Annotated in this window: 6 protein-coding genes; 2 read left to right on the forward strand and 4 right to left on the reverse strand. The window is 38.6% G+C overall.

Features of this window, described 5'->3' with window-relative positions; all coding sequences use genetic code 11:
• The 4 genes from ACZFYI_RS13470 to ACZFYI_RS13485 all read right to left on the reverse strand — a co-directional run.
• Positions 1 to 449, reverse strand: a 449-nt coding sequence (locus ACZFYI_RS13470; protein WP_462524648.1) for an ATP-binding protein, incomplete at its 3' end; no start/stop codon positions are given.
• Between the two features lie 205 nt (positions 450 to 654).
• Entirely contained in the window at positions 655 to 1,296 is a 642-nt protein-coding gene (locus ACZFYI_RS13475; protein WP_462524649.1) for a hypothetical protein, read from the reverse strand.
• Between the two features lie 183 nt (positions 1,297 to 1,479).
• On the reverse strand, positions 1,480 to 3,729 hold the full coding sequence (locus ACZFYI_RS13480; RefSeq protein ID WP_462524650.1) for a Tex family protein: 2,250 nt from the start codon (positions 3,727 to 3,729) through the stop codon (positions 1,480 to 1,482).
• Positions 3,730 to 3,916: 187 nt separating this feature from the next.
• Entirely contained in the window at positions 3,917 to 4,534 is a 618-nt protein-coding gene (locus ACZFYI_RS13485; RefSeq protein WP_462524651.1) for an outer membrane beta-barrel protein, read from the reverse strand.
• A 435-nt stretch (positions 4,535 to 4,969) separates the two neighbouring features.
• Between ACZFYI_RS13485 and ACZFYI_RS13490 the strand changes: the two genes are divergently transcribed.
• Complete coding sequence (locus tag ACZFYI_RS13490; protein ID WP_462524652.1) at positions 4,970 to 5,551, forward strand: TlpA family protein disulfide reductase; 582 nt, start codon at positions 4,970 to 4,972, stop codon at positions 5,549 to 5,551.
• Between the two features lie 199 nt (positions 5,552 to 5,750).
• On the forward strand, positions 5,751 to 6,326 hold the full coding sequence (locus tag ACZFYI_RS13495) for a TlpA family protein disulfide reductase (protein WP_462524653.1): 576 nt from the start codon (positions 5,751 to 5,753) through the stop codon (positions 6,324 to 6,326).
• The last annotated feature ends 189 nt before the right edge of the window (positions 6,327 to 6,515 follow it).

Genomic DNA, 6,515 nt, shown 5'->3' on the forward strand with positions numbered 1-6,515 from the left:
CTTTGCTCAGCCCGCACATAACCTACTTGTTTTTCCCACTCTTCCCAACTGATCGGATATAAAAAAAATGTCCATTTTCTTCCGGTTAATGGTTCTTGGGTTAATCCTGAAAGCTCAAAAGAAGAGGACCCGCTGACCAATAACTGTACATCCTTAAACCTGTCATGAATTATTTTAAGGGTAATTCCAATGTCTTTGATTCTTTGCGCCTCATCTATAAAAACCAAGGAATAATTTCCCAAAATACTCTTCAATTGTTCAGTGTTAGGAGAATTAAGAAGTTCTCGAACGGTCGGGTCATCCCCATCCAAAAACAAAAAGCTCTCGGATTTCAATAATTCATTGATCAAGGTAGTTTTCCCAACCTGTCTTGGACCAATGACGATTATGACTTTTCCTTTATGAAGCTTTTCTCCAATCCAATGTTTTTGTAACCTTCCAATATCCATTATTCCCAGGATTTTATGCAGTGGACAATCTTTGTTATTCCAAATATATCAACTTTTATGGAATACGATCCACAAAAGTAGCTACTTTTATGGAGTACGATCCACAGAAGTAGCTACTTTTGTGGATTTGATTGAAAATAGGCATAAAAAAAGTTTTCTGCATGGAAGGCAAATTTTTGAGTTTTGCTTTAAAATTCTCAGATAATTATTCAGAATAGGACAATCTCTTGGAAGCTCTTCTCATCAGCATATCAATAACATATTCAGTGGTTGAATCCCAAGGTCCACTAGCCTCGCTTTTGTAATTCGCAAGTAGAACCCCATCTTTTGAGTTAAAAATTGAAAGATCGATTTTTGCCTTGTTGGTACTTCCAAAAATCCCACTTACTAAACCTAAAGTAAGAGAAGTACCAAGAGACATAGGGGCACTTGTTTCAAATGTTCCCATAATAATACCATCTACCTCTAGGAAGTCTGCGATTTCCTGAGGCGAATATTCCGATATATTTTCAATTGTGACTCCAAGCATTTTGAGTTTTGCATTAGTGTCTTCCGGGTCTTGGAAATCCGTTTTCAAAGGTCCCTTTTCTTCTCTTTTTAGAAACCAAGAATACATGGCACTTTGAACACTAAAACCATCAGATTCCTCCAATTCTTTCAATTGCTCTGAAGTGATTTTCTTCATTTCCTTCGGTCTGAGATTGATTGTGGTTTTGAAAGGTAGAATAGCGACCAACTCCTGCTTCTTGACTATCTCATCAAAATCGGGATGTTCATAAAAATGAGTCTGAGCTTGAGACATTCCAAATGGCAAAAGCAAAACAATTAAGAAAATGAGTTTTTTCATTTTTATAGATGGATAGAGGCAAAAGCTACCGAATAAAAACCGAAAAAAAATAAAATTAAAAAATATTAAAAATCTGTTCAGTCAAAAGGGAATATAAAGTCTTTACGGGGTTTTCCCTCAAAAAAATAAATACCATATTTCAAGATTCCATGGGCTAAAACTATTTCGCATCAAAACTTTATCTTAACGAAATCTCCCCTTCAACATGGCAAGCTTTGCTGCCAAGTCACCTTCTACTTCCGCCTTTTTCTTTTCTTCCGGCTTTTCTTTTGGGGTGAATTTTCCCTTTGCAGCAAATGGATCAGACTTCATGCTCAATGCAATCCGCTTTCTGGCTATATCCACTTCCATGACTGTGACCTGTACCTTTTGATTGACTGAAACTACTGTTGCAGGATCAGATACAAACTTATCTGCCAAATGACTCAGGTGCACCAACCCATCCTGATGGACTCCTATATCTACAAAAGCCCCGAATTTGGTAATATTGGTGATGATACCCGGAAGTTTCATACCGACTTTCAGGTCTTTCATTTCGTTGACACCATCCTGAAAATTAAAAACCTCAAAACCTTCACGAGGATCGCGGCCAGGTTTGGATAACTCATCCATGATATCTTTCAAAGTTGGCAATCCAACAGTTTCGGAAACGTAATTTTTCAAAATGATTTTTGCCCGGAGTTCCTCAGAGGTCATCAGGTCTGAAACCTTAGCCCCTATATCTTTTGCCATTTTCTCTACAAGTTCATAGCGCTCAGGGTGGACGGCAGAAGCGTCCAAAGGATTTTTGGCATTACGGATCCTTAGGAATCCAGCTGCCTGCTCGAATGCCTTTTCGCCCAACCTAGGAACTTTCTTGATCTCGCTTCTGCTTTTGAAAGGACCGTTTTCCTCCCTGAAGCTTACAATGTTCTGTGCTAAAACAGGACCAAGACCCGAGACATAAGTCAGCAATTGCTTGGAAGCTGTATTGACCTCCACCCCTACTCCATTGACACAACTCATCACGGTATCATCCAATGAATTTTTCAATGCTCCCTGATCTACATCATGTTGGTATTGGCCGACGCCAATGGACTTTGGGTCGATTTTTACCAGTTCTGCCAAAGGATCCATCAGCCTGCGACCGATAGAGACTGCTCCGCGGATAGTAAGGTCATGGTCCGGAAATTCTTCCCTTGCCACCTCAGAAGCTGAATAAATGGATGCACCGCTTTCGTTGACCATGGTGATGATGACATTTTTGGACAATCCCAAAGATTTGACAAATGCCTCTGTCTCCCGGCTAGCGGTGCCGTTTCCGATGGCGATGGCTTCTACATTGTGCTTTTCTACGAGATGTCTGATAGTCGCGCCAGCCTCAGCAGTCCTCTTTTGGGGTTCATTGGGATAGATCGCATCATAACTCAAAAGCTGTCCTTGCGGTCCCAAGCAGACGGTTTTACAGCCTGTCCTGAAACCCGGATCAAGTGCCAAAACGGATTTTTCTCCCAAAGGAGCTGCGAGGAGTAACTGCCTCAAGTTGTCCGCAAAAACTTTGATGGCTTCCTCATCTGCTTTCTTTTTGGTAAAAAGCCGCACCTCTGTTTCCATTGATGGTTTTAATAACCTTTTGTAACAGTCCTTGATGGCTATTCTGACTTGTTCCACGGAAGAATTGGCTGCATTTTGGAGAATCTCTTTTTCCATCAATGCCAGAGCGGAAACTTCTTCGGGACTGGTATCCAACATCAGGAAAAGCTCCTTTTCTCCTCTCCTCATAGCCAAAACCCGATGGGAAGGCGCAGATTTGACAGACTCGGTCCAGTCAAAATAATCCTTGTACTTGATGGCTTCCTCTTCTTTGCCCGGAATGACTTTGGATACAAACTGTCCTTCCTTGATAAAAAGCTCACGCATTTTTTTCCGCAATTCCACATTTTCATTTACCCATTCGGCAATGATATCTCTTGCTCCCTGTAATGCCTCATCAATGGAATTAACCTCCTTTTCAGAATCTATATAATGTGAGGCTTCAGCCTCAAGATCAAAAGAAACCTGTTCGTAAATTTTATTGGCCAAAGGCTCCAATCCTTTTTCCCTGGCGATTGTGGCCTTGGTTCGTCTTTTTGGCTTGTAAGGCAGATACAAATCCTCCAAAAGCGACATGGTTTCTGCTGCAAGGATTTTTTTCTCAAGCTCGGGAGTCAGTTTTCCCTGTTCCTGTATTGATTTTAAAATTGCCTCTTTTCTTTTTTCTAAATCCCTTAATTGTTGGATCCTGTCACGGATAGCAGCTACCTGTACTTCATCGAGACTGCCGGTAACTTCTTTTCTATATCGGGAAATAAAAGGAACGGTAGCTCCTTCATCCAATAATTCTATTGTATCGGTGACTTGTTTGACTTTGATTCCGAGTTCCTCGGCAATTTTGACAAAATGATTTGGAAGCATTACTATTTTGAAAATTAAGATTAGCCTGCAAAGTAGCAAGCTTTAAAAAATACTCCTATGGATGATTCCTAAAATAAATCTTTATCCTATCTAAGTTTTTGATCCTTTGGGAGAATCATTTTTTCTTGGACAATAAAAAAACCTGCTTGTTAACGAGCAGGTTTTTTTAGAATATGTACTTCAAAGTCTATTGCTGTAATCTGAAAATAATACCGCCTGTGAAGCCAAACTGAACTATAGGAGACCAAGTGGATACTCCGACAGCAGTTCCCCCTCCCGGACTCCACCACAAACTTCCACCTGCTGCCAATACCGGCATCATCAAGTTTGCCTGCATTCTGATTCCAATTCTCTCAGTCGCAAAATATTTCATGCCTCCCTGAAAACCCCAAGAAAACTTGGTCACATTATTATATTCCCTATCAGGAAATGCCAAAGTGCCTGTTCCCAATTTTAGACCTGCAAAAAAGGCCAGAGCGTCTGAGGTAGGAAATAATCTATTAGCTCCGATCATTGCATAATGAACCTGGGTCCTGACATCGACCCGGTTACTTATTAGCGGTGAGGAAGCAGTTGCCCTAGTAGCCATATAGCTGTAGGAAAGTTCAACTTCCATAAAATCATTAAGACCAAATCCAAGATTTCCTCCCCAATTCTGTCCATCTCCTAATCTGGCCGTTCCTGAAGTAATACGATAAGATGCCGGAAAAGTATAGCCTGTAATTGGTGTGATTTCAAGACCTTGAGCTTGGATTTCAGAAATTGTAATTATTGTAATAAGACAAAGAAATAATAGCTTTTTCATACAGAATTAAATTTTATTTTGGACTTTGGCAAATATTAGAATTTTTTTTGAATCTCAAAGCCATTGAATCAAGATATTAGTTCCAATGTCAATCCTTGGCAAATATGGATTAAAAGAAAGTGCGGATTTGAAAACACTCTTCCATTTTTTAAACATATTTCTTGGATTAGAATGTGAATTCATATTCTGAAAGGAAAAATAATTCTAGTTTGGTAAGTTCTAAAAACTCAGGATTTTCATGGCACCAGAGAACCGGATTCATGAGGATTTTTTTATTCTATGAGATTACTATTTTCTATGCCCCGGATTTTTGAATTTAAAGTTTATATGAATTGTACCAATTGTCACTTTTAAGATCGTAACAGGTATTTAGGTTTGACTTTCATATATTTACAGAGTATTTCCTCATCCCATCGTTCAATTATAAATAGAATTATGCTTAGAAATAAAATATTGATTTCCTTATTGGGAATCCTAATTATAGGTGTGGCTTTTTTTTACTTTACTGAAAAAGGAAAATCCATCAAGAGGCGGGTCAGGTTAGAACTTGTAGGAACGGGTCTGATAGGGCCAAAAAATGAGCCCCAAACTGATAAGCAAACTGAATTTGACTATTCAGGTACTTTTATGGATATGGAAGGGAACAGGGTAAGCCTTGACCAATTCAAAGGAAAAACCCTGTTTATCAACATCTGGGCTTCTTGGTGTGGCCCTTGCCGTATCGAAATGCCATATATCCATAGTCTTTACGATAAGTTGAAAGACAACGAAAATATTGCTTTTTTGATGGTTGCTACCGACAACGACTTTGGTAAAAGCAAAACCTTCATCCAAGACAAAGGATACACATTTCCTGTTTTCCATGCTGATGAAGGTTTGAATTCCTCACTTTATACCAAAGCTATCCCCACAACCGTGGTGGTAAGTCCGGAGGGCAAAGTGATATATTATCTCAACGGTACCAATAATTTTGATACTGACCAATTCAGGAATTTTCTAATTTCTTCTGCCCAATAATTTACACTTTTGAGTATTCAATCAGTTTTTGAACCAAATTATTCACAAGATTGAAAATCAACAATTAAGAAGCCCCTGACTAAATAGACTTTTAAACATTTAACGAGCCTTCATCCTTAAAAACTTTGTATTCAAAATCACAAAGTTTCCTTTCTGTAAATTATACTTTTGCGGAGTTGAATAAAAAGAAAAACCAAAAATGGATTGGAAAAAAGAATTGAAAAGTTGGGGATTGATACTGTCAGTTTTCGCTTTTCTATATTTCACCGGACTGATTACACCGATTATGGGAGGACTGCAATCCCTGCTTTTGGCCACCGGCATCAAAAAACCAAACATTACTTTGGTCAATAAAGAAAACCAGACTTTTGATTATGCAGGAAGGTTTGTCAATATGGATGGCATTCCTGTAAACTTATCGGATTACAGAGGAAAAACCGTTTTTATCAACCTATGGGCGACTTGGTGTCCACCTTGCAGGGCAGAAATGCCGCATATTGAAAGCCTTTACCAAAAAGTAAAAGATACCGAAAACCTGGAATTTTTGATGATTGCTTTGGACAAGGAATTTGAAAAAAGCCAAAAGTTCATTGAGAACAAAGAATTCACTTTTCCTGTAGTCCATGCAAGCTATGGAATCAATAATTCCCTTCAAAGCGAATCCATCCCAACCACTTTGGTAGTCAATCCAAAAGGAGAAATCATTTTTTACCAGGAAGGTATCAGCAATTTCGATACAGAGGAATTTAGGAATTTTTTAACTGGTAGAAATTAACCATTTGGTATCCTTAGCCTTAGATTTTTAAAACTTTATTTTAAAAACTATATAATTAACCCTTCGTAGATAGGCTTGTTATTCAACCAAAAAAACCAATCCACTATGAAGAAATTGTTGATTTTATTGTTTTTTCTTGGCGCTGCCATCCCTGGGGTTTTTGCCCAGGAATTGTCTGAAAAAACTGTT

This window comes from Aquiflexum sp. (assembly GCF_977115555.1).

What these genes read in the sequence shown, in the direction of transcription:
- ACZFYI_RS13475 (WP_462524649.1), bottom strand. Translation starts at nt 1,296, where the DNA reads ATGAAAAAACTCATTTTCTTAATTGTTTTGCTTTTGCCATTTGGAATG.
- ACZFYI_RS13480 (WP_462524650.1), bottom strand. Translation starts at nt 3,729, where the DNA reads ATGCTTCCAAATCATTTTGTCAAAATTGCCGAGGAACTCGGAATCAAA.
- ACZFYI_RS13485 (WP_462524651.1), bottom strand. Translation starts at nt 4,534, where the DNA reads ATGAAAAAGCTATTATTTCTTTGTCTTATTACAATAATTACAATTTCT.
- ACZFYI_RS13490 (WP_462524652.1), top strand. Translation starts at nt 4,970, where the DNA reads ATGCTTAGAAATAAAATATTGATTTCCTTATTGGGAATCCTAATTATA.
- ACZFYI_RS13495 (WP_462524653.1), top strand. Translation starts at nt 5,751, where the DNA reads ATGGATTGGAAAAAAGAATTGAAAAGTTGGGGATTGATACTGTCAGTT.